This window comes from Kitasatospora cheerisanensis KCTC 2395 (genome assembly GCF_000696185.1).
GTDB lineage: Bacteria > Actinomycetota > Actinomycetes > Streptomycetales > Streptomycetaceae > Kitasatospora > Kitasatospora cheerisanensis.
In genome coordinates this window covers 6,788,883-6,811,988 of the sequence record NZ_KK853997.1, presented here as the reverse complement: position 1 = coordinate 6,811,988, position 23,106 = coordinate 6,788,883, and the positions used below count along the sequence as shown (strand labels likewise).

Here is a 23,106-nt window from a genome sequence, read left to right as displayed (position 1 = left end):
GGGTGTTCCCGAAGCCCGGCACACCGATCTCGTCCTTCCGGACCGGGTCCCCCGCGGGCCGTGGCCGCCTCCTGGCCGGCCGTCAGCTCCCGTACAGCGCGCGGATGCCGGCCGCGTCGCCCAGCGGGCGGCCGCCGGCCGGGGCGGGGGCGAGGCCCGCCGCCGCCAGCACCGCTCCGGCCTCCGCCGCCGGCAGCGCGTTGAACCAGCGGAGCGCCATCGCGTCGCGCCCGGCCTCGGTGAGCCGGCCGGTGAGGCGGAGGCGGGCGAGGCCGCCGTCGGGGTAGACGTTGATGCGGACGTGGGTGACGGGCACGCCCGGCGGGAGGCGGAAGTGGTGCCGGGTGTCGGGCTGCAAGCGGGTGCGGGGCAGCAGGACGGTCTCCGACTCCCCGTCGTGGCCGACGAGTTCGGCCCAGCCGGGCGCGTTGGCGACGAAGCAGGAGGTGTCCACCTCGGCGGCCAGCACCTCGCCGTGCGCGGCCAGCGCGATCCGGACCCAGTCGTGGGACTTGTCGCGGCGCCGCCGGGTCTCCCAGCCGTCGCCCATGACGGCGGGCCGGCCGGGCGCGTTCAGGTGGTGCGGCGAGGAGTAGTACCGGTCGGAGGCGGCCTCGGCGACGCCGCCGTACTCCTGCGCGGCCAGGTCGAAGGTCAGCCCGGCGAGGTGCCGCGGGTCGGGCAGCACCTCGCCGTGCACCCGCAGCCGGGCGACGCCGCCGTCCGGCCAGATGTTCAGCCGGACGTGCGTGTACCGGGTGGGGTCGGCGACCGCGAAGGCGTGCGCGGTGTCGCCGCGCAGCGGGGTCCGCGGCACCAGGTCGGTCCACTCGGCGGCCAGCACCTCCTCGGGCGAGGGGTGCCCGGGCACCGACGCGCCCTGTACGGACGCCGTCTCCGGGTGGTTGCCGGTGAAGTGCGCGGTGTCCACCACCACGCCGCGCACCACGCCCGCCGCGCCGAGCCGGACGATCGCCCAGTCGTGGTCCTCGTCGTCGGGGTGCGGCTGCCCGGCGCTGACGCCGCGCCGGCGGCGGGACTCCCAGCCGTCCATGATCTGGCCCTTGTGCCCGAAGGTGTGCGGGCGGAACTGGGCGGGCGCGGCGACCAGCAGGTTCTCGGCGTCGGCGAAGGTGTCCTCGTTGGTGGCGATCACCCCGGCGCCGAGCAGCCGGGAGGCCAGGTCGACCAGCTCGGTGAACGGTGCGTCCGTGCGCTGCGCGGTGCTCATCTGACTCTCCCTCACTCGCGGACCAGCTGCCGTCCGCGCGGGGCGCCGTCGACGTCGACGGCCTGCCCGCGCAGCCAGGTGGTGCGGACCTGCCCGGTGAGGGTGCGGCCCGCGTAGGGGGTGACGGGGTTGCGGTGGTGGAGCCGTTCGGCGCGGACGGTGAACTCGGCGTCCGGGTCGAAGGCCACCAGGTCGGCGTCGCGGCCGGGCGCGATGGCGCCCTTGCGGCCGGCCAGTCCGACCAGTTCGGCGGGGCCGGCGGACATCCAGCGGGCCACCTCCGTCAGGGTGTGGCCGCGCCGGCGGGCCTCGGTCCAGACGGCGGGCAGGCCGAGCTGGAGGGAGGCGACGCCGCCCCAGGCGGCGGCGAAGTCGCCGCTGCCGCCGTGCCGCGGGAGCAGCTTCCGGTCGGGGGTGGACGGCGAGTGGTCGGACACCACGGCGGCGAACTCGCCGTCCGCGAGCGCCTGCCAGAGCAGTTCCCGGTTGGCCGTGTCGCGGATCGGCGGGCAGCACTTGAACGCGGTGTCGCCGTCCGGGACCTGGTCGGCCGTCAGCGTCAGGTAGTGCGGGCAGGTCTCGGCGCTGACCCGGACGCCGTCCGCGCGGGCCCGGCGCAGCAGCGGCAGCACGGCGGCGGAGGAGACGTGCAGGACGTGCACCCGGGCGCCGGTCCGGCGGGCGCACTCCAGCAGTCCGGCGACGGCGGCCGACTCGGCGCCGTCGGGCCGGGAGGCGAGGAAGTCGCGGTAGCGGACGCCGGGCACCTGCGGGGCGGTGTCCAGCACGGCCGGGTCCTCGGCGTGGACGACGGCCAGCGCGCCGAGCCGGGCCTGCTCGGCGAGCGCGGCCGCCAGCTCGGCGGGGTGGCGAGGTGCGGGAACTCGGCGACCCCGGAGGGGGCGAGGAAGGACTTGAAGCCGAACACCCCGGCCCGGTGCAGCCCCGCCAGCTCCCCCGTGTTGCCGGGCACCGCCCCGCCCCAGAAGCCGGTGTCCACCCACAGCTGCCCGTCGGCGGCGGCCCGCTTGACCGCCAGCCCGCGGACGGTGGTGGTCGGCGGGACGGAGTTCAGCGGCATGTCGACGATCGTGGTGACTCCGCCGGCCGCGGCCGCCCTGGTCGCGGAGGCGAAGCCCTCCCACTCCGTCCGCCCCGGTTCGTTGACGTGCACGTGGGTGTCGACCAGCCCGGGCAGCAGCGCGACCGCCCCGAGGTCGGTCACCCTGTCCGCCGTCAACTCCCGGTAGCCGGCGACGGCTTCGATCCGCCCGCCGCGCACCGCGACGTCGGCCGGCCGCTCCCCCTCCGGCAGCACCACCCGCCTGGAGCGGATCACCGCACCGTCGCCGTTGGACACCAGGGGCCTCCGAACCCTCGGGAGAGTGCTGGGAGCGTAGGCCCGTCTTCAACAAAACGTCAATGTGCCGGAGGGGTCGAGTCCTTGACGGACAATCGGTTCCGGCCGAGCCGCCACACCCCCACTCCCGGAGGAGCCCCGCGTGACCGTCGAGCTGCGCCACCACACCGAGCTCACCGCCCGGGCCCGGCGGGACCTGCTGGCCGTCTACGCGGACGTCCGGGCCCCGCTGCTCCACCTGCCGAACTACGGCGTCGAGGCCTTCCTCGGCCGCCTCGACCGGCACGCCGACGGGCCCGGGTTCGGGCTGCTGCTGGGCTACCACGGGGAGCTGCCGGTCGGCTACGTGTACGGGAACACCGTCGACGCCGCCGACCGGTACTGGACGCGGCTGGCGGAGCCGCCGCCCGCCGGGTTCACCGACCGCCCGGTGCTGGCGCTCCGCGAGATCGGCGTCCGCGCCCCGTGGCGCGGGACGGGCACCGCCCGCCGGCTCCACGACGCCTTCCTCGACCTCCGCACCGAGGACCGCGTCACGCTGATGGTCAACCCGCTCGCGGGGGACGGCAAGGTGCGGGCGCTGTACGAGACGTGGGGCTACCGGGCGTTCAACAGCCAGCCGCCGTCGGAGCTCTCGCCCGGGCTGGCGGTCATGGTGCGGGCCCGCTGACCGGCCCGGGAGGGCGAATCCCGAGGTCTACGCGGGCAGACCCGGCGACGGGGATTCCGCCCGGCCGACCGGTCGATAGGGTGGGCCGGTGCGATTGATGGTGGAGTTCACGACCGAGCCGTTCGACCTGGACGGCTTCCCCGCGCACGCCGACGCGGCCCGCCGGGCGGCCGCCGACGCGGGCCTGGCGGTCGCGGTCGGCCCGTTCGGCACCAGCGCGGAGGGGGACGCCGAACAGGCCCTGGCCGCCGTGGCCCGGCTGCTGCGGGAGACCCTGGCGGCCGGCGCGAACCGGATCTCGCTCCAGGTCAGCGTCCTGCCGGACGGCGAGGCCCCGCCCGTGACGGGCCGTCAGGAACCCCCGGCCGGCCCGCAGGAAGGAGCGCGCAGTGAGCGATGCCCCGGACCACCCGCTCGCCGTCGCCCTGAGGCCGCTGCTGGAGGCGGTCGGCGCCACCGCGCTCGACCCGGCCGCGGCCCGCGCCGAGGACGTCGTGCTGGCCTGGGAGGGCGAGCCCGCCGTCGCGGTGCGGCTGCCGCACCTGAGCAGCGCGCTGGACCTGCTGCTGGCCGAGATGGCCCGGCAGTTCGACGGCCGGCCGCTGGCCGAGCTCGGCCGGACGGAGAAGCAGCGGGTGGTCGCCCTGCTGGAGGAACGCGGGGCGTTCACCGTCCGCCACGGGGTGGAGACCGTCGCGTCGGCGCTCGGTGTCAGCCGGTTCACGGTGTACAACTACCTGAACCGGCAGGAGAAGTCCTGACGCGTCGGGCGCTGCCGGGCGGGTCGCAGCCGGTGCCGGGCGCGCGCCCCGGTGCTCCCGTCCGCCGCCGCAAACAGTTCAACAAAGTGTTGACGGCCTGTTGCGGCCGCCCTAGCTTGTGCGGGTGGCACCGATTCCCAGGAGGCCCCTCCCGTGACCAAGCCACCCCCCGACCCCGATGCCCTCGCCGCGCTGGCCGCCACCGGGCCGACCGAACTCCGGGAGCTCCTGCTGGAGATCTGCTCCAGCCCCGCCTGGGCCGACGCCGTCGCGGCCGCCCGCCCCTGGTCCGGCCGCACCGGACTGCTCGCCGCCAACGCCGCGGCGACCGCCGGCCTCTCCCCGCCGACCTGCACGACGCCCTGGCCGGCCACGCCCCGCTCGGCGCGCCGCGGGCCGGCGACGCCGCGTCCGAGCGCGAGCAGTCCGGCCTGCGGGGCGCCGAGCGGGGCGTGCTCCGCGAGTTGAGCGAGGCCAACGCCGCGTACGAGGCGCGGTTCGGCCACGTCTTCCTGGCCTGCGCGACCGGCCGCAGCGCGGACGCGCTGCTGGCCGCGCTGCGCGAGCGGCTGCCGAACGACGCCGCCACCGAGGCGGGCGTCGTCCGGGAGGAGCTGCGCCGGATCAACGAGCTCCGGCTCGACCGCCTGCTCGGCACGCCCTGACGCCCCGTCAACCACCACCCGCGACCCGGACGAGGCCCCATGACCGGCATCTCCACGCACGTGCTCGACACCAGCCTCGGCCGTCCGGCCGCCGGCGTCCCGGTCGAGCTGGCCGTCCACACCGGGGACGGCTGGCAGCTGCTCGGCGCCTCCGCCACCGACTCCGACGGCCGGGTCACCGACCTGCCGGCCGTGACGGCGGGCGCGGTCGTCCGCCTGCTCTTCGACTCCGCGGCGTACCACGCGGCGTCGGGGCAGCAGCCCTTCTTCCCCGAGGTGTCGATCGTCTTCACGGTCGCACCCGGGCAGCGGCACTACCACGTGCCGCTGCTGCTGAACCCGTTCGGCTACTCGGTCTACCGCGGGAGCTGACGGCTCCCCGCTCGCCAGGCCGCCCATCGCTGAGGAGAGCTGAGGAGACACCTCATGGCGCACGTGCTCGGCCAGAACCAGTACGGCAAGGCGGAGAACCGCATCGTCCGGGTCCACCGCGAAGCCGACCGCCACCACCTCAAGGACCTGAACGTCTCGGTGTCGCTGCGCGGCGACTTCGAGGACGTCCACCTGACCGGCTCGAACGCCAACTGCCTGCCCACCGACAGCACCAAGAACACCGTGTACGCCTTCGCCAAGCGGCACGGCATCGAGTCCGCCGAGGGCTTCGCGATGCTGCTGGCCCGGCACTTCGTCGAGAACACCGAACGGGGCGTGGTGCACAGCGCCCGGATCCGGATCGAGGAGTACTCCTGGGACCGGATCGCGGCCGCGTCCGACCGGCCCGGCGAGACCGCCGACACCGGCCACTCCTTCGTCCGCAACGGGCAGGAGGTGCGCACCACCGAGGTGGAGTACGACGGCGGGCGGTTCCGGGTGGTCTCGGGGCTCAAGGACCTGGTGGTGATGAACACCACCGACTCGGAGTTCTGGGGCTACCTCAAGGACCCCTACACCACCCTGCCGGAGGCCTACGACCGGATCCTGGCCACCCAGGTGACGGCCCGTTGGGCGTTCGGCTTCGCCGGCCGGGACGCCGAGGACGCCGCGCCCGACTGGAACCACTCCTACCGGGAGGTCCGGCGGCACCTGCTGGAGGCGTTCGCGCAGACCTACTCGTACTCGCTCCAGCAGACCCTGCACGCCATGGGCACCCGGGTGCTGGACCACCGGGCCGAGGTGGACGAGGTCCGGCTCGAACTGCCCAACAAGCACCACTTCCTGGTGGACCTGGAGCCGTTCGGGCTGAAGAACGAGAACGAGGTCTACTACGCCGCCGACCGGATGTACGGCCTGATCGAGGGCACCGTGCACCGCGAGGGCGTCACCCCGGTCATCCCCGTCTCCTGACGCTCCGCCACCTCGGCCCCCTGGAGGACGCCATGGCAGTGCAGCCCCCGGCCGCCGGTCGGCGGACCGTGATCGAGAACGCCGCGATCGCCACCGTCGACGCGGCCGGCACCGAGTACCCGCGCGGGCACGTCGTCCTCCTCGGCGACACCGTCGAGTCGGTCGGCGACGGTCCCGCGCCCACCGGGCTCGCCGACGTGGCCCGGCGGATCGACGGCGAGGGGCACCTGCTCACCCCGGGGCTGGTCAACACCCACCACCACTTCTACCAGTGGCTCACCCGGGGGCTCGCCCAGGACGACATCCTGTTCGACTGGCTGGTCGCGCTGTACCCGACCTGGGCGCGGATCGACGCCGACCTGGTGCACGCCGCCGCCCTGGGCTCGGCGGCGGCCCTGCTCACGTCGGGCTGCACCACCGCCTCCGACCACCACTACGTGTTCCCGCGCGGCGGCGGCGACGTGCTCGGCGCCACGGTCGAGGCCGTCCGGGAACTCGGCCTGCGGTTCACCGCGCTGCGCGGCTCGATGGACCGCGGCCGCAAGGACGGCGGCCTGCCGCCCGACCACGCGGTGGAGGACACCGACGACATCCTCGCCGCCTCCGAGGCCGCCGTCGACCGCTGGCACGACCCCTCCTTCGGCTCCATGCTGCGGGTCGCCCTGGCGCCCTGCTCGCCGTTCTCGGTCTCCACCGAACTCATGTCCCGCACCGCCGAGTTGGCCCGCCGCAAGGGGGTGCGGCTGCACACCCACGGCTCGGAGACCGCCGAGGAGGAGGAGTTCTGCCGGCAGCTGTTCGGGATGGGCCCCACCGACTACTTCGAGTCCACCGGCTGGCTCGGCCCGGACGTCTGGATGGCGCACTGCGTCCACATGAACGACTCCGACCTCGCCAAGTTCGCCGAGACCGGCACCGGCGTCGCCCACTGCCCGTCCTCCAACGCCCGCCTGGGCGCCGGGATCGCCCGCGTCCCCGACATGCTCGCGGCCGGCGTCCCGGTCGGCCTCGGCGTGGACGGCGCCGCCTCCAACGAGTCCGGCCAGCTCGGCACCGAACTGCGCAACGCCCTGCTGATCAACCGCCTGCACGGCCGCCCCGACGCCCTGACCGCCCGTCAGGTGCTGCGCCTGGGCACCATGGGCGGCGCGACCGTGCTCGGCCGCGCGGACGAGATCGGCTCGATCGAACCCGGCAAGCTCGCCGACCTCGCCCTCTGGCGGATCGACGGCCTGCTGCACTCCACCGTCGCCGACCCCGTCGCCGCCCTCGTCCTCGGCGCCCTGCCCCCGCTCACCGCCCTGTTCGTCAACGGCCGCCAGGTCGTCGACCACGACCGCCTCACCACCGCCGACGAGACCGCCCTCGCCCGCACCTGCGCCCGCGCCGCCCGCACCCTGGCCGCCCGCCGCGACTGACCGCCGGCGCGGCGCAGCCCGGACGCCCTGCACCGGGCGGAGACCGTGGCGGATCTCGGGGTGTTCGGCGTTTCGGGGGACCGACCCGGCGTCAGGGCCGTGGGTGACGGTGGGGTGCGGTAGCGTCCGGGCAGTTCGGGACGGTACGAGACACGAGGGGCATGCCGATGGGCGCGAGTGGCTGGGAGTACCTCACCACCTACCGGGGGACTCCGCAGCGGACGCTGACGGCCCTGCACGAGGAGGTGTTCGCCGGCACGGGGTGGATCGGGGCCGGGGAGTACGAGTCCCTGGAGGAGCTGTGGGAGGACGAGGAGTTCCTGGCCGAGGAGGGCACCCACTCGATCCTGGACATCCCGCGGGCGGTGCTGGTCAGCGAGGCCCCGGCGGGGTACGACGACCTGGGGACGGTCCGGCCGCTGCCGTACGCGCGGCTGCTGCACCACTTCGGGACCGACCGGCCGGGCGTGGAGCAGTACCGGCGGGCGATGGAGGGCAGCGCGCTGCCCGCCGAGGCGGACGTCCGGTGGACCGGCCGGTTCGTGGTGCTGTACACCGGCGACGAGGCCACCCACTTCGGGGTGTTCGGCTTCTCCGGGGACTGATCCGCCGACGGGCCGTCAGAAGCGGCGGCGCGCCGCCACCGGCATCGCCAGGCCGGCCGCCGCCAGCAGGGCGCCGAGCACGGCCCACCCGGCGACGCCGTGCGCGAGCACGGTCGCGGTGACGATCAGCGGGCCGATCACGTGCGAGCCGGCCTGGCCGCTCATGAAGACGCCCTGGTACTCGCCGTGCGCGGCGGGGTCGGCGAGGTCCAGGCTGAGCGTCCAGCCGCCCGCCGAGGTGAGCAGTTCGGCGAGGCTGTGCAGCAGGATCCCGCCCAGGACCAGCGCCACGGCGGCGCCGGTGCCGCGGCCGCCCGCCGCCGCGTACACCAGGCAGGCCGCGCCGAGCAGCACCCCGCCGCGGGCGCAGGCCTTCGCCGCGGAGCGGACGTCGACCACGCCGCGGCCGGCGCGGACCTGGAACAGCACCACGGAGAGGCTGTTGACGACGGCCACCACCGCGACCAGGGCGCGCGGCGCGGCGGTGTGGGCGGCGATCCACAGCGGGATGCCGATCTCCAGCATGGCGAACTGGAGTTCCAGCACGGCGTGCAGCCCGGCGACCAGCAGGTAGCGCCGGTCGGCGAGCGCCGTCCGGGCCGCTCCGTGCGGGCGCGCTCCCCGGCGGGCACCTGCGCGTCGGGCAGGCCGCGCAGCAGCAGCGAGGTGGCGGCGAAGCTGGCGGCGTCCAGTGCCAGCACGGTGGCGTAGGCCCAGTGGCTGTCCTGCTGGAGGGCGAGCGCCGCGCCGGCGCCGCCGAGCATCAGGCCGGCGTTCATCACCGAGCGCAGCAGGGCCCGGGAGCGGACCTGGCCGTCCGCGGGCAGCAGGTGCGCGATCAGCGCGCTGCGCACCACGATCGCGCCGCGTTCCAGCACGGTGGCGACGACGATGGCGGCGACGAACGGCGCGAAGCCGTGCACGAAGACGTAGCCGAGGACGGCGACGCCCTGCATCGGCCCGAGGACGTACAGCAGCCGGCGGTGCCCGAGCTTGTCGGCGAGCCGGCCGAAGGGCACGCCGGCCAGCATGCCGGCGACCCCGGCGGCGCCCAGGCCGATCGCCAACTGGGCGGCGCCGAGCCCGACCTGCCGGGTGAAGTAGAGCGCGCTGACGGAGTAGTAGAGCCCGTTGCCGACGGTGTTGACGCCGGTCATCACGGCGAGCCGGCGCAGCACCGGGTCGGCGGGCAGCAGGGAGCGGCGCCCGGCGGGCGCGGCGGTGGCGGTCATGGCCGACAGGACACCAGGGTTCCCAACTGCCCGGAATCCTTTTACCGTTGGGGTCAATGTTCGAGTTCGCCCTCGGCGTGGACGACCTCGCCGCCACCTGGTTCACCTACTCGCCCCTGCAGGAGGCGGTGTTCAGCCTGCGGGCGCGCCGCTACCCGGCGAAGTACGCGTTCCAGGCGCGCTGGATGGAGTCCTGGGAGGCGGAGTTCCGCACCCTGGACGTGCCGCTGCTGGATTCGCTGGTGACGCCCCGGGTCTGGGTGCCGGACTTCCTGACGCCCCGTCCGGCCGGTCGACGCCCGTCCTTCGAGAGCGAGTTGGAGATCCTGGCGCGGACGCCGCCGGCGACGGTGGTGAAGGACTTCCGGGCGGCGTACCGGGGCGACGGGGCCCGGTGCCGGAGCCGCTGGCGGGGCTGCTGGCGGATCCGGTGGAGCTGCTGGCACGCTGCGTGGCGCAGTTGGGCGCGTACTGGGAGCGGTGCCTGCTGCCGCGCTGGTGGCCGCGGGCGCGGTCCGTGCTGGAGGCCGATCTCGCCCACCGGGGGCGGATGTTCGCGGAGCACGGCGCGGAGGGACTGTTCGCGGACCTGGACCACCGGCTGTCCTGGCACGCGGGCGTGCTGCGGCTGACCGACCCGGACCCGCGGGTGCGGGCGCTGGGCGGCCGGTACACGCCGGTGGCGGGGCGCGGCCTGGTGCTGGCCCCGACGCTGTTCTCGCTGGGCGCGCACACCGTCATCGACGCGGACGAGCCGCCGCTGATCAGCTACCCGGCGCGCGGGAAGGCGCTGATGGGCGAGAGCTCCCCGCCGCAGGTGCCGGGCGCGCTGGCCGAGTTGATCGGCCCGCCGCGCGCCCGCCTGCTGGCCCTGCTGGACCAGCCGGCCTCCACCACCGCGCTGGCCCACCGCCTGGCCGTCACCCCGGGCGCGGTCAGCCGCCACCTCACCGCGCTCGCCACCGCGGGCCTGCTCACCCGCACCCGCACCGGCCGCAGCGTCCTCTACGCCCGCTCCCCCTTGGGCGACGCCCTTCTCACCGCCGGGTCGTAGGCCGGTTCTGCTGCTCCCACGGCCAGCCGGCGTCCTGTCCGGCTTCGAGCAGCGGGAGGAGGCGGAAGGCCGCGTCGGTGAGGCCGCCGAAGGTGTGGCGGTTGGGGGTGCCGGACGGGGCGTGGCCGGGGTGATAGCCGGCCAGGTTCCAGGTGTAGGCGGGGATGTGGGCGGGCACGGCGGCCAGCGCGTCGGCGGGCCGGTGACTGCCGTACGCCTGCTCGTCGGTGACGACGACCACCCGGTCGTGGCGGTCGTAGTGGCGGCGGACGGCTTCGGCGGTGTTGGTGCCGCCGAGGTTGCCGAAGCGGTCGAGGACCTTGAGCACGGCGTCGCCGCGGCGCAGCGGGACGGGGCGGCTGTCGGTGCCGAACTCGACCAGGTCCGCGTCGGCGGCCCGCAGGGCGAGGGCGGTGCCGAAGACGGCGGCGCTGTCGGCCCGGTTGAGCCGGCTCTCCCCGGCGGCGGTGTCGAACATCGAGCCGGAGCGGTCCACCAGGATCAGTGAACGGCCGGGCAGCGACGGGACGTTGCCGAGGGAGTGCTTGAGCGCCGTCTCCAGGGCGTGGCCCCAGCGCAGCGAGGGCGCGTGCCGGTGCGCGGCGAGGTAGCGGAACGGGAACTGGCGGGAGCGCTTGACCTCGCCCGGGTCGGAGATCCGCCGGGCGACCTGCTCGGCGACCTCGTCGGACACCCCGGCCCGGTCGAAGTTGCGCAGGTTGCGCACCAGCGCCATCGCGCCCATCGACGGGATGACGGCCTCCCAGGCGGCGGCGTCCAGCGGGCCCTGCAGCCAGCCGGCCAGCGCCTCCCAGGTCAGGCCGGCCTCGGCGAGGCGCTGCGCGCCGTCGGGGCCGGTGACCAGCGCGCGGCGCTCGGCGACGGGGACGGCCATCAGCGCCTGATGGGCCGTCAGCAGGGCGTCGCCGGCGGGCGGGAGGGCGCGGTCGGGGCGGTGGCGGCGGTCGAGCGCGTAGCGGAACAGCTCGTTCTGCCCGGGCTTGTCCGGGTGCGGCTTGGGGTGGGTGAGTTCCAGCACGTCGCCGAAGCGGTAGCCGCGGCCGGCGGTGTCGTACTTGAGCAGCGCCCGGCTGTCGTACAGCCGGGCGACGGCGTCGGCGACGCCGCGCTTGACGGGCTTGGGCAGCGCCCGCCCGTACCGGGACGTCCAGTAGCCGAGCAGTTCGCCGGGCTCGTCGGGGCGCTGGAGGACGGCGTCGATCACCTGCCGGGAGTGGCCGGGCAGCCCGGCGGTCAGTCGGGCGCGGGTGAACTCGGCGGCACCGACCAGCGAGGCGGTGCGCATCGCGGCGCCGTGGCGCAGCCAGCGGAGCAGGCCGAGCGTCCACTCGGGGTCGCTGACGGCGAGCGAGCGCACCAGGTCGGTGTAGCGGTCGTCGCGGTCGCCGCCGCCCTCGTAGAAGGTGTCGTGGCCGACCGTGTGGGAGACCGCGAGCAGGAAGAGTTCGGACTTCTCGTCGCGCCGGTGGCCCGGCCCGCCCTCGTGGTTGACAGTGAGCTGCCCCGTGCTGGCGACGGGCGAGCTCGGGCCGGCGGGGGCGGTCTTCGAACGGCGGAGGTTGAAACGGGCCATGGGGACTCCTCCTGCGGGAGGGCAGGCCGAAGCCGGGGCGTCCGAGAAGTGCCGGCCGCGAAGGCCGGCCCCGGCGGAGGCAGCTCTGGGCCCCGTCCGTGCCTGCGCACGGCCGTCCGGGGTTCGAACCCGGCACTGCCCACACCAAGAAGTAGCCCCCGCCTGCGCACCGGACGCCCCGGCACGGTTGCCCCCCGAGATCAAGGTGGCACCGGTGGGATTCTTTGGAGGAAGTAACCGGTGCCTGCGCACCGGGAGGTGGCAGTGATGTCTGACGTTGGGTGTTCGGAGAACAGGGCGGCGGAGGCGACGGTGGAGATCTCCTTCGACTGGGCTGCCCGGGATCGCTCCCGGCCCGCCCATCCAGAGAAGTAGCCTCTGCCTGCGCACCCGAACAGGAACGACCCTATCGGCCGCGGATCCTGCCCCGCACCCGTATTTCCGTCAGTCCAGCAGGGCGAGCGCGGGCAGTGTCAGGAAGTCGGTGAACTCCTCGCCGAGCGCGACCTGTTCGAACAGCGCGGCGGCCTCCTGCCACCGGCCGGGGGCGTCCGCCGGCAGCGCGGCGAGCTCCTCGGCGACCAGGCGGCGGACCTGTTCGGCCGTCACCTGCTCCCCGGTGTCGGCGAGCCGGACGCCGTTGTGGATCCACTGCCAGATCTGCGAGCGGGAGATCTCGGCGGTGGCGGCGTCCTCCATCAGGTGGAAGATCGCGACGGCGCCGGTGCCGCGCAGCCACGCCTCCAGGTAGCGGATGCCGACCTGGACGGCGTTGCGCAGCCCGGCGGAGCTGCAACTGCCGCCCGCGCCCGCCACGTTCAGCAGCTCGGCGGCGGTGACCGGCTCCGCCGGGCCCGGGTCGTCCTTCTGGTGCGGGCGGTCGCCGAGCACCGCGTCGAAGCAGGCGCGGGCGACCGGCACCAGGTCGGGGTGGGCGACCCAGGAGCCGTCGAAGCCGCCGCCGGCCTCGCGCTCCTTGTCGGCCCGGACCTTCGCCAGCGCCGCCGCGTTGACCTCCGGATCCGTGCGGGAGGGGATGAACGCGGCCATCCCGCCGATCGCGTGCGCGCCGCGCCGGTGGCAGGTGCGCACCAGCAGCCGGGTGTAGGCGGCCATGAACGGGGACGCCATGGTGACGGCGTTGCGGTCGGGCAGCACGAAGGCGGGGCCGGCGTCCCGGAAGTTCTTCACGATCGAGAACAGGTAGTCCCACCGTCCGGCGTTCAACCCGGCGGCGTGGTCGCGCAGTTCGTACAGGATCTCGTCCATCTCGAAGGCGGCCGTGACGGTCTCGATCAGCACGGTGGCGCGGATCGTGCCGTGCGGGATGCCGAGTTCGGCCTGCGCGTGGGTGAAGACCTCGTTCCAGAGCCGGGCCTCCAGGTGGCTCTCGGTCTTCGGCAGGTAGAAGTACGGGCCGGAGTTGGGGTCCTGCGGGTCGCGGGCGGCCCGGGCGAGCAGCCGGGCGGCGTTGTGGAAGAAGTACAGGCCGAAGTCGACGAACGCGCCGGCCACCGGCGCGCCGTCCACGGTGAGGTGCCGCTCGTCCAGGTGCCAGCCGCGCGGGCGGACCACGACGGTCGCCAACTCCCGTGCGGGTGCGAGGGCGTAGGCCTTGCCGCGGTCGTCGGTGAAGTCGATCCGGCTCTCGAACGCGTCGATCAGGTTGACCTGGCCCGTGACCACGTTGTGCCAGGTCGGGGCGGTGGCGTCCTCGAAGTCGGCGAGCCACACCTGCGCGCCGGAGTTCAGCGCGTTGACGGTCGTCTTCCGGTCGGTGGGGCCGGTGATCTCCACCCGACGGTCCGTCAGCGCCCGCGGCGCGGGCGCCACCTGCCACTCCCCCGCGCGGACGGCCGCCGTCTCCGGCCGGAAGTCCAAGGTGCCGGTGCGGGCGATCCCGTCCCGCCGCACCCGGCGGGCGGCCAGCAACTCCCGCCGCCGGCCGTCGAACGCGCGGTGCAGGCCCGCGACGAACGCCAGCGCCTGCGGGGTGAGCACCTCCTCGGCGCGCTGCACCGGCGGACCGGTGACCGCGACGCCCGGAACGGTGGATCCCTGCTCTGCGGCACCTGCGGCAGCTGCGGATTCTGCGGGCACGGGCGGCACTCTCCTCGGGCAGCTCCATTCTGTACAGTGGAGATTAGTTTCCGCGATGCAGAATTTCAACGGTATGTTGACGGATCGCGCCCCCTGCTCCCCCGTCGAAGGAACCGTCCCGTGGCCAGCACCCCCACCGAGCGCCCCGCAGGCTCGGTGCAGTCCGTCGAACGCGCCTTCCACCTCCTGGAGGCCCTCGCCGACGCCGGCGGCATCGCCACCCTCAGCGAACTCTCGGCCGTCTCCGGCCTGCCGATGCCGACCATCCACCGCCTGGTCCGCACCCTGGTCGCCCAGGGCTACGTCCGGCAGGACTCGGCCCGCCGCTACACCCTCGGCCCGCGGCTGATCCGCCTCGGCGAGACCGCCGGCCGCCTGCTCGGCTCCTGGGCCCGCCCCTACCTCGCCGAACTCATGGAGGCCACCGGCGAGACCGCGAACCTGGCCGTCCTGGAGGGCTGCGAGGTGGTCTACGTCGGCCAGGTCCAGAGCCGGCGCTCCATGCGGATGTTCACCGAGGTCGGCCGCCGCGCCCAGCCGCACTGCACCGGCGTCGGCAAGGCCCTGCTCGCCCAGCTCCCCGAGGACGAGGCCCGCGCCCTGCTCGGCCCCGGCCCGTTGCAGGCCCACACCCCACACACCGTCACCGACCCCGCCGTCCTGCTCGCCCACCTCGCGGCGGCCCGCGAGACCGGCTACGTCGTCGACGACCAGGAACAGGAGATCGGCGTCCGCTGCCTCGCCGTCGCCGTCCCCGGCGCTCCCACCCCCACCGCCCTCTCCGTCTCCGGCCCCGAGGCCCGCATCCACGCCCTCGAAGCCCAGTCCGGCCCCGCCGGCCTGGTCCCCCTCATGCAAGCCGTCGCCGCCCGCCTCGGCGAAGTCCTCTGACCCCAGGGCGGGTTCACCGCGCCGCCCGGCCGGCAGCGCCACCGCGGACCGCGCTCCGGGCTCGGGACGGTCGGGCGGTGGTAGGTCAGAGGCCGTTGCGGAGGAGGGCGAGGGCGTGGTCGGCGACGTGGTCCGGGTCGGCGCCGTGTTCGACGGCGGTCATGGCCGCCTGGACGATGCCGCCGACCAGTTGGCCGGTCAGCTCGGCGGAGTCGCCCGTGACGTCCACCAGGGCCGCTTGCAAGGGGGCGTAGTGCTGGTGGTGCAACTCGTGGACGCGGGCCACGCATTCGGCCGGGAGCTCGGCCTGCATCAGGGCCTTCGCGGGGCGGTGGGCGCCCTGGGCGGCGATGCGCAGTTCGGTGCGGATGAAGGCGTCGATGCGGGCGGCGGGTTCGCCGACCTCGGCGAGGGCCTGCGCGGTGGCGGCGTCGGCGGCCGTGAAGGACTCCTCGACGATGGCGGCGAGCAGCGCGGCGGCGGACGGGAAGTACTGGTAGAAGCTGGAGCGGGCGAGTCCCGCGCGGGCGCCGACCGCGGCGGGGGTGACCGCGGTGGCGCCCTGTTCGACGAGGACGTCGACGGCGGCCCGGATCAGCGCGGCGCGCTGCTGGGCGCGGTGCTCGGCGACGGTGGCCGCGTTGATCTTCGGCATGGATCGGAGGTCCCTTCCGGGGGCACGGGTCAGCTCAGGCGGCCGTCCCGCATGGTCAGGACGCGGTCGGCCGCGTCCAGTATCTCGTGGTCGTGGGTGACCATGACGGTGGCGGTGCGGTGGGCGCGGGTCTGCGCGGCGAGCAGGTCGACGATGTCGCGGGCGCGGGCGCGGTCCAGGGCGGAGGTCGGCTCGTCCACGAGCAGCACCTCGGGGGCGAGGACGAGTGCCCGTGCGAGGCCGATGCGTTGGCGCTCGCCGCCGGAGAGCCGGTCGGGGCGGTGCTCGGCGCGGGCGGTCATGCCGACGGCGTCGAGGAGTTCGTCCACGCGTCGGCGGGTCGCGGCGTCCAGGCGGCCGGCGATGTGGGCGGTGAGCAGCAGTTGCTCGCGGGCGGTGAGGGAGGCGAACAGGTTGGCGTGCTGGAAGACGTAGCCGATGTGGCGGCGGCGGTGCGCGGTGCGGCCACGTTCGTCGAGCCCGGTCAGGTCGGTTCCGGCGACGTGGACGGTTCCCCGGGTCGGGCTCTGGAGTCCGCCGGCGACGGCCAGCAGGCTGGACTTGCCCGATCCGGAGGGGCCGGTGACGGCGACGAACTCCCCGGGGCCGACGGCCAGTTCGACCTGGTCGAGGGCGGTGACCGGCTGCTGCCGGTGGCCCAGCTCCAGGGTGACGCCGGTCAGCCGCAGCACGGCGTCCCGTTCCAGCGGTCCGGCGGTGTCGGCGGGGGCGGGGGCGGGCTGGTTCATCGGTTGGCTCCGAGTGCGCTGAGGGCCTGGACCTTGGTGATGCGGCGGATCGCGGCGGCGGCGCCGGCCAGTCCCAGCACGATCAACAGGACGGCCGCCAGGGCGACTTGGTCGGCCTGGAGGGAGAACGGGGCGGAGCCGTTCATGGCGCCGCCGAGGGCGAGGCCGACGGCGGTGCCGGCCGCGGTGGCGGCGAGCAGGACGGCGGCGGCTTGGGTGAGGGCGTCGCGCAGGATGTAGCCGGTAGAGGCGCCGATCGCCTTGAGGAGGGCGATCTCGTGGCGGCGCTGGATGGTCCAGACGGTGAAGAAGGAGCCGACCACCAGCGCCGAAATGGCGTAGAGGAAGCCCCGGATGAGCGTCATGGTGCTGGATTCGGCGGTGTATCCGGGCGAGGCGGCGAAGGTGGCGGTCTTGTCGAGGACCTGGGTGCCGAGCCGCTGGTCGGCGGCCGCGGTGTCGACGCCGTCGCCCAGTTGCAGGGCCACGGCGGTGGCCTGGCCGGCCGCCGCCTCGGGGAGGTCGCCGGGCAGGCCGTAGTGCAGCCGCTGCCACAGCCCAAGCGGCGCGTAGACCACGCCGACGTGGCCGAACGAGGCGCTGCCGATGGTGCCGACGACGGTCAGTTCGGTGCCGGCCCGGCCGGCGCTGAGACGGTCGCCGACCTTGACGCCCTCCCGGAGGATCTCGTCGCTGACCAGGACGCCGTCGGCGCCCTCCGCCAGCGGCTTTCCGGACAGCGGCGCGGGGGCCAGGAAGCCGCCGGGCTCGACGCCGAAGACGGCGAGGTCGAGTTGCTTGCCGCCCTCGCCGCCGAGCTGGGCGTGCACCAGCTCCTGCCCCAGCGGCTCGGCCTTGCGCACGCCCGGCCGGGCGGCCACTGCCGGGCGGTGTCGGTGCTGACGGTCGAGCGGGAGAACAGCTCGCCCGCGGCGGACCGTTCGAAGGCCAGGTGGGTGACCGGGAGGGCCCGGAGCGCCGAGACGCCGGCGTCCGCGAGGCCGCTGGCGAGGCCCGAGAGGATCACGCCGAGGACGGCGATCATGCCGACCACGGAGCCGATCAGGGCGAACCGCCCGCGGGCGGTGCGCAGATCACGCAGAGCGAGGAACACCGGAGACCCCTTCGCTCCGGGCGCCGACGGCGGCGACGGTCTCGTACGGCTGGCGCGTGCTGGGCGCGAACCGCTCCTCGAAGGCCGCGGGACCGGCCGCGGGGACCGGTGTCCGTCTCATCACTGGGTACATCCGAAAACCACCTGTTCAGGGCAGCGCGAAGCCGTCGGCGGATCTTGCCGACGCTGATGTCAGTATCCTAGCCCAGGTTATCGACACAGCTGTCGGTAAAAGTGGACGGGCGCAGGCACGGGCCGCCGGGCGCCGCCCGACGCCCCGTCACCCGGCTTACTGCTCCTGCGTGTCGGCCTTGGCCAGCGCCTCGGCGGCCTTCTCCTCGGCGCCGGCCCGGCGGTACGCGACCGCCGACTCCTCGCGCAGCGCCCGGACTTCGGCGGGCGGGCGGCCGGCGGCGAGCAGGGTGTCGGCCAACTCGTCGCAGGCCCAGCCCAGGCGGTACCGGTCGTCGAGCTCCCGGAACAGCGCCGCCGCCCGCCGCCCGGCCTCCACCGCCTGCTCCAGGTCACCCGCGCTGCGCAGCACGGTGCCGAGGTTGTGCCAGGCGCTGGCCTCGCCCCACTTGTTGCGCGCCGCCCGACAACCCTCCAGCGCGGCGCGCTGGGCCTGCTCGGCCTCCTTCAGCCTGCCGAGCTTCTCCAGCACGAGCCCCAGGTTGCCCCAGCCGGCTTCGGTCCGGTGGCCGTGGGCATCGCCGGTCGCCAGCGCCGCGCGGTGGGCCTGTTCGGCCTCGTCCAGCCGGCCCACGGTCCGCAGTACGATGCCGAGGTTGTTCCAGACGGCGGCCGCCTCCCGCGTGTATCCCATCGCCTGATATCCCGTCAGGGCTTCGCGGTGGGCCTGCTCGGCCTCCTGGAGCCGCCCCAGCTCCCGCAGCGAACGCCCCAGGTTGTTCCAGGCGGAGACCTCCCCCGCGCGGTTCCGCGCGGCCTGCCCGGAGGCGAGGGCGGCCTCGGCCAGCTCCAGGTTGTCCTCCAGGTAGCGGCGGATGTGGAGGTAGGGCGAGAGGGGGATGGCGATCATCTGGACGAAGTCGTGCTGCCCGGCCCTGCGGGCGGCGTGGACGGCGGCGATGAGGTTGGCGCACTCGGCGTCCATCGCGGCCAGTGCGTGCGCCCAGCCCGTGAAGTACTTGCCGCGGTCCTTCACGGCGCTCTCCGGCTCCAGGTGCGCGTAGGCGGCCTCCACCAGGCGGCTGTAGTACACCAGCAGCCGCTGGAATCCGACCGCGGAGTGGCGAGGGTTCGCCCGTGCCAACTCGTCCGCGTACGCGCGGACCAGGTCGTGCATCCGCCAGCGGCCGGTCTCCGGGTCCTGGCGGATCAGGCTGGCGCGGGAGAGCGCGACCAGCCGGAGCCGGACGTCCTTCGGCTTGGCGATGCCGGTGGCCGCGGCGGCCGCTTCGAGGGACAGGTCGGGGCCCGGGTTGACCGCCAGCAGGCGGAACACCTCGGCGTGGGTCGGCGCGAGTCGCCGGTAGGAGCGGTCCAGGACGCTGCGCACCGCGCGCGGTCCGTCCTCCAGCAGGTCCAGACGCTCCGTCAGGACTTCGAGCTCGTCGGCGAGTCGATCCGGCGTCAGGCCCCGGTCGGCGGCCAGCTGCGCGGCGGCGATCTGCAGGGCGAGCGGCAGGTGCCCGCACAGCGCGGCGATCCGCGTGGCGCCCTCGGGGTCGGCGGCGATCCGGCCGTCCTTGGGGAGGGTCAGGCGCAGGGCGGTGTCCAGGAGTTCGACGGCGTGGGCAGGTGTGAGGACGTCCAGGTCGATCAGGCGGGCGCCGAGTGCGGGCGCGAAGTCGTCGCGGGAGGTGACCAGCAGGCGGTGCGGCCCGTCGGGCGGGATCAGGTCGTGGACCTGGTCGACGGTGGAGGCGTTGTCGGCGAGGACGAGGACCCCTTCGCCGGCCCGGGTGCGGGCGTCGAGTTGGGCGCAGTAGAGCGCGGCGCGCTGGTCGGTGTCGGGCGGGATCTCCTCGGGGGCGGTGCCGAGGGCGCGCAGCGCGGTGTCGAGGGCCTGGCCACGGTCGAGGCAGCTGTCGTCGTAGCCGTGCAGGTCGAGGAAGAGCACGCCGGTGAACAGCCCGCGCCGGACGGCGAGATGGCCGGCGGCGAGGCCGAGCGTCGTCTTGCCCATGCCGCCCATGCCGAGGACGGACGCGACCACCACGGCGTGCTCACTGTCGGAGGTCGGGTCGAGCACCTCCAACAGGGCGTCGAGGTCCGCTTCCCGTCCGGTGAATCCGGGCGGGACGCGCTTGAGCGGGGCGAGCGGCGCGGGGCCGTCGAACGCGGCCCCAGGTCCGTGTTCGAGTTCCTCCAGCCGTTCCACCAGCTCGTTGTGCAGCCTCCGCCAGTGCGCGAGGTCTCCGAGCGGGGCCTCCAGCGGGAAGCCCTTCCGGCCGGTGTGGTTCTTGCAGCCGGTGACGAACGCGCGGACGGCATCCCACTGCGGCAGCCGGAACACACCGCGCTTGCCCTTCAGCAGTTCGCTGATCCCGCTGGTGGTGAGGCCGCCCCCGGACGCGGCGACCAGTTGCGGGCCGTTGGGGTTCCCGGAGCGTGCCTGGAGCCGGGCCAGGTCCCGGGCGAACTGCGCCAGCACCTGCTGCGCCTGCGCGCTCTCCACTCGTGCCAACGAGGCCCCCTCGTCCACTCCGGCGGCATCCGCCGCGGTCCGCTCCCGTCCGCCGGACCGAGCCCCACCCTAGCGCTCACCTGCGCGGATGCGGGGCCGTTTCCGGGACGGTCCGGATGCGTCCGCGGATCCGCCAACTGCCGCTCCGCCCAGGGACCGTGGTGCGCACGCCGGCCGGCCGACCCACCGTCACCACGACCCTCCGGGGAGGAACCCGATGTCCCGCAAGCACCGCCCCACCGAGCCCGTCCCCGCCACCCAGCCCGTCCCCGCCACGAAGGCCGACCCGGCCGACCGGCGGCTCAAGGCCCAACTCGCCCGCGGCGCCGCCACCGGCGTCGCCCGCGCCGTCACCGCCTGGATCCTCGACCGGATCGGCGAGTTCCTCAGCTGATCAGCGCCTCGTACGGGGTGCCCTCGGGCGTGAAGATCAGGACGTGGTCCCGGCCCGCGCCGGTGGCGGTCCGCCGGAGGCGGGCGAGTGTCTCGGCGGGGTCGGGAGGGTGAGGCCGAGGGCCCGGGCGACGGCGTCGCGGGTGGCGTACAGGTCCGGGTCGTCGTCCAGGTACTCGGCGGCCCGGGCCTCGCTCTCCGCCGCGGTGAAGCCGGGGCAGTCGCGCCACCAGGGAACGACCAGCAGCAGGCACAGCAGTTCGGGGAGTCCGAGGGCGAGCAGGGCCGCGCCGCCCTCGGAGTCGGCGTAGAGGACGGGGCGTTCCTCGCCGCCGTCGCCGCAGAAGAAGAAGGTGCCGCCCGCACCGTCGCCGGCGAACGCCTCCAGCGCCAGGCCGGAGGCGAGGTGGACGGGCTCGCCGTGCTCCGCGCCGAGGAGGTCGAAGTCCCCGGGCCAGGACAGGAATTCGGCGACGGTGCGGTGGTCGCGGACGACGGCGAGCAGCGAGGTCGGCATGCGCGGCACTGTAGTGCGGGCGGCCGACACCACCGACCGGGCGGGGGCCGACTCGCGCCCCGCCCGGTCACCTGCGTTGGAGCATCAAACGCGCCGAGCGGCCGGTTTCAGGCGAGCCAGGCCGTCACCTGGGTGACGGCCGCGGCGGACCAGGCCAGTTCCATGTGGTTGAGGCCACTGAGCAGGGCGGTGCCGCCGAGCGTCCGGATGCCGGTGGTGTCGAGGGCGCTGGCGGTGAAGACCAGGCCGTCGCTGGCGCCGCGGTTCTCGTTGAGGATGCCGGGGATGTCGGCGGAGCCGCCGGCCAGCAGGTAGGTGGGCACGGCCGCGGGGGTGCCGGCCTGCTGGAGGGGCTTGATCAGCGAGCCGGCGTCGATCGCGGCCTGGATGCCCTGCCCGGAGGTGTAGAAGCCCTGGCCGCCGTAGTAGGTGGTCCACCAGTCCTGCATGCTGCCGTCGACGCCGTAGGGGCCGTCCCAGCGGGCGAGCAGCTGGCGCTGTCCGGGGAAGCAGTCGTAGCCGCCGGTGGGCAGCACGCCCAGGCAGGGCTGCGAGGTGTAGGTGCCGTAGCAGGTCATGTACAGGTGCGGGGACGGGGCGTTGGCGGTGCCGCCGCAGGCCGGCCAGGTGGCGAGCGAGAACGCCCAGCCGTGCGCGTAGGTGTAGTCGAGGCCGCCGTTGGGGCCGCCGAGCGTGACCAGTCTGCGGACGTCCCCGGCGTAGGCGCGTCCCCAACTCGGCTTCACGGACGAGACGTAGGACCGGGCCGCCACCTCGCCCTTGCTCCAGGCGACCACGTCGACCTGGGCCGCTCCGGTGCGGGCCTTGATCACCGCGACGGCGTCGCCGACGGTCTGGGCCTGCATCAGGTTGTCGCCCTGCTTGTGCGCGAAGCCGATCGCGAACACCCGGTGGCCGGCGGCGGCCAGCGCCTGCGCCATGCCGGTGCTCGGGCAGGTGGACGCCCCGCAGCTGCCGGTCTCGCCGGGGTTCGCCCAGGCCCGGTCGGCGTTGTCGTTGGCGCCGTGGACGAGCAGCACGGGCGTCCCGGCGGCAGTGTTCCAGCCCTGCGCGCTGTACAGCAGGAAGCGGCCGGAGAACGGGCGCTTCACGCCGCCGAAGTAGCCGACCCGCGCGCCGTCCTGGTCGCCGCGGCCGTCGGACGGGTACTGCTCCTGCGTGAACCCGGACGTGCTGTCCAGGTAGCGCTCGACCTGCGCCCAGCCGTTGCCGGGCGAGGCGAACACCGCCTCCTGGGTGAGGTAGCCGGGGACGGCGGCGGCCGCGGCGGCCTGTTGCGCGGGGGCGAGGCCGAGCGCGAGCAGCGCTCCGGCCAGCAGGGTGGTGAACACGGACCTGAGCGGGTGGCGCACCTGGTCCTCCTTCGGCTGACGAGGGGCCGCCGCGGCTCGCGCACCCGCGGGTGCGGGGCGGGCGGGCGGTCCGACTGTGGGTCAGGTCACGTTAGGGGTGGCGGGCCAGGCCACCCATGTGTCCGGCCCACAGGGCGCGGGCCCGGCCGGTGTCGGCGGGCCACAAGTCGGCGGCGGTACACCGCGCGTCGTCCGGGTTGTCCGGCGGCGACCGACGGGTGAAGTGTTCGCAACAAGGGTTCCGCCGGCAGCTGACGCGGCGTCACACTGCTGGCATGCGAATGACTCTACGCGCGTTGAAGATCCGTGCGGTCTCGGTCGCCGCCCTCGGCCTGCTGACCCTGGCCCCCACCGCCGTCGTCGCCACCGAGGCGCACGCGGCCGTCAGCGGGAACATCTGCTACACCGCGCTGCCCAGCCAGGGCCGCGACACCATCCGCCTGATCGACGCCGGCGGGCCGTTCCCCTACTCCCAGGACGGCATCGTCTTCCAGAACCGCGAGGGCGTCCTGCCCGCGCAGACGACCGGCTACTACCACGAGTACACCGTCATCACCCCGGGCAGCTCGACCCGCGGCGCCCGCCGGATCGTCACCGGCAAGGTCTACCACGAGGACTACTACACGGCCGACCACTACGCGACGTTCCGCCGCGTCGACTTCGCCTGCTGATCGGACGCCCGGTTCGGACGCCGGTCCGATAGGTTGGGGCGGGTACGGCCGCGCCG

At 74.8% G+C, this 23,106-nt stretch carries 23 protein-coding genes and 1 pseudogene; 12 read left to right on the top strand and 12 right to left on the bottom strand.

All coding sequences use genetic code 11. The annotated features are described in order from the left end of the window. Window positions 1-82: 82 nt before the first annotated feature. Together alc and allB are read right to left on the bottom strand one after the other, a co-directional pair. A complete protein-coding gene (alc, locus tag KCH_RS30615) occupies window positions 83-1,231 on the bottom strand; it encodes an allantoicase (RefSeq protein ID WP_051653629.1) in 1,149 nt (382 codons plus the stop codon). An 11-nt stretch (window positions 1,232-1,242) separates the two neighbouring features. Continuing rightward, window positions 1,243-2,594: pseudogene (gene allB / locus KCH_RS30610) on the bottom strand (allantoinase AllB). Window positions 2,595-2,733: 139 nt separating this feature from the next. On the opposite strand from allB, the gene KCH_RS30605 reads away from it, so the two are divergent. The 8 genes from KCH_RS30605 (at window position 2,734) to KCH_RS30575 (ending at window position 8,054) form a co-directional block, all read left to right on the top strand. Next, the gene (locus KCH_RS30605) at window positions 2,734-3,261 is read left to right on the top strand and encodes a hypothetical protein (RefSeq protein WP_051653628.1); all 528 of its coding nucleotides are present in this window, start codon (window positions 2,734-2,736) and stop codon (window positions 3,259-3,261) included. 389 nt (window positions 3,262-3,650) lie between these two features. After that, window positions 3,651-4,022 (top strand): helix-turn-helix domain-containing protein, encoded by a 372-nt coding sequence (locus tag KCH_RS30600; RefSeq protein WP_035868313.1) that lies wholly within the window; start codon window positions 3,651-3,653, stop codon window positions 4,020-4,022. Window positions 4,023-4,175: 153 nt separating this feature from the next. Continuing rightward, window positions 4,176-4,490 carry a hypothetical protein gene (locus KCH_RS45255; RefSeq protein WP_051653627.1) on the top strand — a complete coding sequence of 105 codons (315 nt, stop codon included), beginning with the start codon at window positions 4,176-4,178 and terminating at the stop codon, window positions 4,488-4,490. Continuing rightward, window positions 4,373-4,687 (top strand): 2-oxo-4-hydroxy-4-carboxy-5-ureidoimidazoline decarboxylase, encoded by a 315-nt coding sequence (locus KCH_RS45250; protein WP_244305716.1) that lies wholly within the window; start codon window positions 4,373-4,375, stop codon window positions 4,685-4,687. The genes KCH_RS45255 and KCH_RS45250 overlap by 118 nt, the downstream gene beginning before the upstream one ends. A 39-nt stretch (window positions 4,688-4,726) precedes the next feature. After that, window positions 4,727-5,059 (top strand): hydroxyisourate hydrolase, encoded by a 333-nt coding sequence (gene uraH, locus KCH_RS45245; RefSeq protein WP_035868310.1) that lies wholly within the window; start codon window positions 4,727-4,729, stop codon window positions 5,057-5,059. 54 nt (window positions 5,060-5,113) lie between these two features. Beyond that, a complete protein-coding gene (gene pucL / locus KCH_RS30585) occupies window positions 5,114-6,031 on the top strand; it encodes a factor-independent urate hydroxylase (RefSeq protein WP_035868307.1) in 918 nt (305 codons plus the stop codon). Between the two features lie 32 nt (window positions 6,032-6,063). Continuing rightward, the gene (locus KCH_RS30580; RefSeq protein WP_035868304.1) at window positions 6,064-7,449 is read left to right on the top strand and encodes an 8-oxoguanine deaminase; all 1,386 of its coding nucleotides are present in this window, start codon (window positions 6,064-6,066) and stop codon (window positions 7,447-7,449) included. 167 nt (window positions 7,450-7,616) lie between these two features. Further along, window positions 7,617-8,054: a hypothetical protein gene (locus KCH_RS30575; RefSeq protein ID WP_035868302.1), complete on the top strand. Its 438-nt coding sequence runs from the start codon at window positions 7,617-7,619 to the stop codon at window positions 8,052-8,054. A 15-nt stretch (window positions 8,055-8,069) separates the two neighbouring features. Here KCH_RS30575 and KCH_RS41815 read toward each other — a convergent pair whose 3' ends face one another. After that, complete coding sequence (locus KCH_RS41815) at window positions 8,070-8,219, bottom strand: hypothetical protein (RefSeq protein WP_157032259.1); 150 nt, start codon at window positions 8,217-8,219, stop codon at window positions 8,070-8,072. Further along, complete coding sequence (locus KCH_RS40265) at window positions 8,216-9,286, bottom strand: MFS transporter (protein WP_084224010.1); 1,071 nt, start codon at window positions 9,284-9,286, stop codon at window positions 8,216-8,218. The genes KCH_RS41815 and KCH_RS40265 overlap by 4 nt, the downstream gene beginning before the upstream one ends. Window positions 9,287-9,680: 394 nt before the next feature. Here KCH_RS40265 and KCH_RS42860 point away from each other — a divergent pair, with 394 nt between their 5' ends. Then, window positions 9,681-10,340 carry an ArsR/SmtB family transcription factor gene (locus tag KCH_RS42860; protein WP_051653624.1) on the top strand — a complete coding sequence of 220 codons (660 nt, stop codon included), beginning with the start codon at window positions 9,681-9,683 and terminating at the stop codon, window positions 10,338-10,340. Here the strand turns inward: KCH_RS42860 and KCH_RS30560 are convergent. Both KCH_RS30560 and aceB read right to left on the bottom strand, forming a co-directional pair. After that, a complete protein-coding gene (locus tag KCH_RS30560) occupies window positions 10,324-11,934 on the bottom strand; it encodes a TROVE domain-containing protein (RefSeq protein WP_035868301.1) in 1,611 nt (536 codons plus the stop codon). The genes KCH_RS42860 and KCH_RS30560 overlap by 17 nt on opposite strands. 444 nt (window positions 11,935-12,378) lie before the next feature. Beyond that, window positions 12,379-14,034: a malate synthase A gene (gene aceB, locus KCH_RS30555; protein ID WP_035868299.1), complete on the bottom strand. Its 1,656-nt coding sequence runs from the start codon at window positions 14,032-14,034 to the stop codon at window positions 12,379-12,381. Between the two features lie 120 nt (window positions 14,035-14,154). Here aceB and KCH_RS30550 point away from each other — a divergent pair, with 120 nt between their 5' ends. Beyond that, the gene (locus tag KCH_RS30550; RefSeq protein ID WP_035868297.1) at window positions 14,155-14,925 is read left to right on the top strand and encodes an IclR family transcriptional regulator; all 771 of its coding nucleotides are present in this window, start codon (window positions 14,155-14,157) and stop codon (window positions 14,923-14,925) included. A gap of 85 nt (window positions 14,926-15,010) precedes the next feature. Here KCH_RS30550 and KCH_RS30545 read toward each other — a convergent pair whose 3' ends face one another. From KCH_RS30545 to KCH_RS30530, 4 genes are all read right to left on the bottom strand, one after another. Then, complete coding sequence (locus tag KCH_RS30545) at window positions 15,011-15,580, bottom strand: TetR/AcrR family transcriptional regulator (protein ID WP_035868294.1); 570 nt, start codon at window positions 15,578-15,580, stop codon at window positions 15,011-15,013. A gap of 29 nt (window positions 15,581-15,609) precedes the next feature. Further along, window positions 15,610-16,329 carry an ABC transporter ATP-binding protein gene (locus tag KCH_RS30540; RefSeq protein ID WP_051653622.1) on the bottom strand — a complete coding sequence of 240 codons (720 nt, stop codon included), beginning with the start codon at window positions 16,327-16,329 and terminating at the stop codon, window positions 15,610-15,612. After that, window positions 16,326-17,210: an ABC transporter permease gene (locus tag KCH_RS30535; RefSeq protein ID WP_244305493.1), complete on the bottom strand. Its 885-nt coding sequence runs from the start codon at window positions 17,208-17,210 to the stop codon at window positions 16,326-16,328. The genes KCH_RS30540 and KCH_RS30535 overlap by 4 nt, the downstream gene beginning before the upstream one ends. A gap of 522 nt (window positions 17,211-17,732) precedes the next feature. Then, the gene (locus KCH_RS30530; RefSeq protein ID WP_051653621.1) at window positions 17,733-20,087 is read right to left on the bottom strand and encodes a tetratricopeptide repeat protein; all 2,355 of its coding nucleotides are present in this window, start codon (window positions 20,085-20,087) and stop codon (window positions 17,733-17,735) included. A gap of 226 nt (window positions 20,088-20,313) precedes the next feature. On the opposite strand from KCH_RS30530, the gene KCH_RS41810 reads away from it, so the two are divergent. Then, entirely contained in the window at window positions 20,314-20,490 is a 177-nt protein-coding gene (locus KCH_RS41810) for a hypothetical protein (protein ID WP_157032256.1), read from the top strand. Window positions 20,491-20,526: 36 nt separating this feature from the next. Here KCH_RS41810 and KCH_RS30525 read toward each other — a convergent pair whose 3' ends face one another. Beyond that, the gene (locus tag KCH_RS30525) at window positions 20,527-21,006 is read right to left on the bottom strand and encodes a hypothetical protein (RefSeq protein WP_244305492.1); all 480 of its coding nucleotides are present in this window, start codon (window positions 21,004-21,006) and stop codon (window positions 20,527-20,529) included. Window positions 21,007-21,113: 107 nt separating this feature from the next. Beyond that, window positions 21,114-22,379, bottom strand: coding sequence for an esterase/lipase family protein (locus KCH_RS30520; RefSeq protein ID WP_244305491.1), 1,266 nt, complete (start codon window positions 22,377-22,379; stop codon window positions 21,114-21,116). Between the two features lie 275 nt (window positions 22,380-22,654). Here KCH_RS30520 and KCH_RS30515 point away from each other — a divergent pair, with 275 nt between their 5' ends. Next, window positions 22,655-23,050: a guanyl-specific ribonuclease gene (locus tag KCH_RS30515; RefSeq protein WP_035868291.1), complete on the top strand. Its 396-nt coding sequence runs from the start codon at window positions 22,655-22,657 to the stop codon at window positions 23,048-23,050. Window positions 23,051-23,106 lie beyond the last annotated feature (56 nt).

What these genes read in the sequence shown, in the direction of transcription:
- alc (WP_051653629.1), bottom strand. Translation starts at nt 1,231, where the DNA reads ATGAGCACCGCGCAGCGCACGGACGCACCGTTCACCGAGCTGGTCGAC.
- uraH (WP_035868310.1), top strand. Translation starts at nt 4,727, where the DNA reads ATGACCGGCATCTCCACGCACGTGCTCGACACCAGCCTCGGCCGTCCG.
- pucL (WP_035868307.1), top strand. Translation starts at nt 5,114, where the DNA reads ATGGCGCACGTGCTCGGCCAGAACCAGTACGGCAAGGCGGAGAACCGC.
- KCH_RS30580 (WP_035868304.1), top strand. Translation starts at nt 6,064, where the DNA reads ATGGCAGTGCAGCCCCCGGCCGCCGGTCGGCGGACCGTGATCGAGAAC.
- KCH_RS30575 (WP_035868302.1), top strand. Translation starts at nt 7,617, where the DNA reads ATGGGCGCGAGTGGCTGGGAGTACCTCACCACCTACCGGGGGACTCCG.
- KCH_RS41815 (WP_157032259.1), bottom strand. Translation starts at nt 8,219, where the DNA reads ATGAGCGGCCAGGCCGGCTCGCACGTGATCGGCCCGCTGATCGTCACC.
- KCH_RS40265 (WP_084224010.1), bottom strand. Translation starts at nt 9,286, where the DNA reads ATGACCGCCACCGCCGCGCCCGCCGGGCGCCGCTCCCTGCTGCCCGCC.
- KCH_RS30560 (WP_035868301.1), bottom strand. Translation starts at nt 11,934, where the DNA reads ATGGCCCGTTTCAACCTCCGCCGTTCGAAGACCGCCCCCGCCGGCCCG.
- KCH_RS30545 (WP_035868294.1), bottom strand. Translation starts at nt 15,580, where the DNA reads ATGCCGAAGATCAACGCGGCCACCGTCGCCGAGCACCGCGCCCAGCAG.
- KCH_RS30540 (WP_051653622.1), bottom strand. Translation starts at nt 16,329, where the DNA reads ATGAACCAGCCCGCCCCCGCCCCCGCCGACACCGCCGGACCGCTGGAA.
- KCH_RS41810 (WP_157032256.1), top strand. Translation starts at nt 20,314, where the DNA reads ATGTCCCGCAAGCACCGCCCCACCGAGCCCGTCCCCGCCACCCAGCCC.
- KCH_RS30525 (WP_244305492.1), bottom strand. Translation starts at nt 21,006, where the DNA reads ATGCCGACCTCGCTGCTCGCCGTCGTCCGCGACCACCGCACCGTCGCC.
- KCH_RS30515 (WP_035868291.1), top strand. Translation starts at nt 22,655, where the DNA reads ATGCGAATGACTCTACGCGCGTTGAAGATCCGTGCGGTCTCGGTCGCC.